Source organism: Mesorhizobium sp. M2A.F.Ca.ET.039.01.1.1 (assembly GCF_003998035.1).
In the GTDB taxonomy this organism is placed as follows: domain Bacteria; phylum Pseudomonadota; class Alphaproteobacteria; order Rhizobiales; family Rhizobiaceae; genus Mesorhizobium.
Window position 1 is genome coordinate 1 of record NZ_RZRY01000963.1, and the last position, 1,915, is coordinate 1,915.

The following is a 1,915-nucleotide window of genomic DNA, read 5'->3' on the forward strand; positions in this document are numbered from 1 at the left end:
AAACCCGCCTTCGAGGCGGGTTTTTTTTTTTCTTCCTTCTCCCCGTTCAACGGGGAGAAGGTGCCCGAAGGGCGGATGAGGGGCAGCGCCGGCGTCGGCAAGCTGACCATCAGCAACAACAGAAATACATCAGAGAAATTCGGTGACAGTGCACTTTTCATAGGCCGGCGCTGCCCCTCACCTGCCTGCCGGCATCCTCTCCCCGTATAGTGACGGGGAGAGGGGACGCTCTCGCCGGCGATTTCGCCAATCGCGTACGCTGCGAGGAGGAAGGCCGCTACTCCCCCACCAACTCCCGCAGCGCCATGCGCTTGTAGGCCTCAACCAACCTGTCACCCTCCTCCCGATCGACCGAGATCGCCAGTCGCACGGCCGCCTCGCCCATCTGCCAGACGAGGAAGGCCGTCGTCTCCAGTTCGACCGGATCGGCATCGGACCTCAGCCGCTTCAGCACCGCGACCAAAAATTCGGCATTGGCTCGGCTGTCGGCGAGCTCGAGCGAGCGCAGGGCCTTGTCGACCTGCGTGCCCGACCAGACGTCGCGTATAACCGGCTCGGCCAGGAACAGCTGATAGTAGATGTCGACCAGCTCTGAAAACGCCTGCTTCAGCCCTTCGGCGTCCCTGACATCTTTCAGCGCCGCCGAGATGCAGGCCTGGCTCTCGGCGGTGTAGCGCTCGGCCAGCGCCCAGACGATCGACCGCTTGTCCGGGAAGAACTGGTAGAGCGAGCCGATCGACACCCTTGCCCGCTCCGCCACCTCGCCCATGCGCATGGCATCGCTGCCCTGCTCGGCAATCAAGGCAGAGGCGGCGGCAAGCATGCGCTCGACCCGCTCGCGGCTGCGTTGCTGGCTCGGCGACCGGCGCGGCGAGGCGATGGCGGCTTGGTCCGGCTTGGCGGTGACTTTCTCGTCCATGGCTCCCTCCAGGCGATTTCCAACACCAGCTTGACTCACAAAATACGAGGGTTTATCACGTTTTACAAATGTGAGGATTCATCACATTTGCAAAACCAACCGACATCTGGAGCCAGCCGAGATGATGAAACTTCTCCCCGCCCTCACCTTCATCGCCGCGATCGGCTCCGGCGTGGTCGGCGGCGTGTTCTTCGCCTTTTCCAATTTCGTCATGGCGGCACTCGCGCGGCTGCCCGTCCCAAGCGGCATCGCGGCGATGAATTCTATCAATGTCACGGTGATCACGCCGACCTTCATGACGGCGCTGTTCGGCACCGGCGTCATCTGCCTGGTGTTGATTGCCGCCGCTCTCTTCGGCTGGAGCCAGTCCGGCTCATACTGGCTGCTTGCCGGCGCGGTGATCTATTTCGTCGGCAACCCGATCGTGACCATGGTCATCAACGTTCCGCTCAACGACGCTTTAGCCGCCGTCGATCCGCAGAGCGCCAACGGCGCCGCCGTCTGGGCGAACCATCTGAGCCAATGGGTGATGTGGAACCGCGTCCGCACCGTCACCGCTATCGTGTCGATGGCCTGCTTCATCATGGCTTTGATCTGAGATACGCGGCCGCAATGCTAAAGACCCCGCTTTAGGCGGGGTCGGTCTTCTTGTGGGTTTTGCGGTCAGCATGGCCGAGATCCCGATCCGGATCGATGACGTCGCGGACCAGCTGCTTCAGCTTCGCCGCATCCGGAAAGCCGCCGTCGCGCTTACGGTCCCAGATCAGCTGATCGTTGCAGGAAATGGTGAAGATGCCGCCGGTGCCCGGCACCAGCGTCACCTCGCCGAGATCGGTGCCGAAGGTGGAAAGCAGCTCCTGCGCCATCCAGCCGGCACGCAACAGCCATTGGCATTGCGTGCAATAGGTGATGCGGATGACGGGAAGCGGCTTGTCGGTCATACGAGATTGAGCTTCGCTCATATCGGATCGCGTTGCCGGTCAGGCCGCGCTGAGC

Annotated in this window: 3 protein-coding genes; 1 reads left to right on the forward strand and 2 read right to left on the reverse strand. The window is 62.5% G+C overall.

The window, feature by feature from the left end; genetic code table 11:
* Positions 1–277 precede the first annotated feature (277 nt).
* Positions 278–919, reverse strand: coding sequence for a TetR/AcrR family transcriptional regulator (locus EOA24_RS36125; RefSeq protein WP_126080730.1), 642 nt, complete (start codon positions 917–919; stop codon positions 278–280).
* 121 nt (positions 920–1,040) lie between these two features.
* On the opposite strand from EOA24_RS36125, the gene EOA24_RS36130 reads away from it, so the two are divergent.
* Complete coding sequence (locus EOA24_RS36130) at positions 1,041–1,517, forward strand: DUF1772 domain-containing protein (RefSeq protein ID WP_126080729.1); 477 nt, start codon at positions 1,041–1,043, stop codon at positions 1,515–1,517.
* A 31-nt stretch (positions 1,518–1,548) separates the two neighbouring features.
* On the opposite strand, the gene EOA24_RS36135 is transcribed toward EOA24_RS36130, so the two are convergent.
* Positions 1,549–1,860 carry a SelT/SelW/SelH family protein gene (locus EOA24_RS36135; RefSeq protein ID WP_126080728.1) on the reverse strand — a complete coding sequence of 104 codons (312 nt, stop codon included), beginning with the start codon at positions 1,858–1,860 and terminating at the stop codon, positions 1,549–1,551.
* Between the last annotated feature and the right edge of the window lie 55 nt (positions 1,861–1,915).

Bases quoted from the DNA above. Each gene is read 5' to 3' on its own strand.
- EOA24_RS36125 (WP_126080730.1), bottom strand. From the start codon at position 919: ATGGACGAGAAAGTCACCGCCAAGCCGGACCAAGCCGCCATCGCCTCG.
- EOA24_RS36130 (WP_126080729.1), top strand. From the start codon at position 1,041: ATGATGAAACTTCTCCCCGCCCTCACCTTCATCGCCGCGATCGGCTCC.
- EOA24_RS36135 (WP_126080728.1), bottom strand. From the start codon at position 1,860: ATGACCGACAAGCCGCTTCCCGTCATCCGCATCACCTATTGCACGCAA.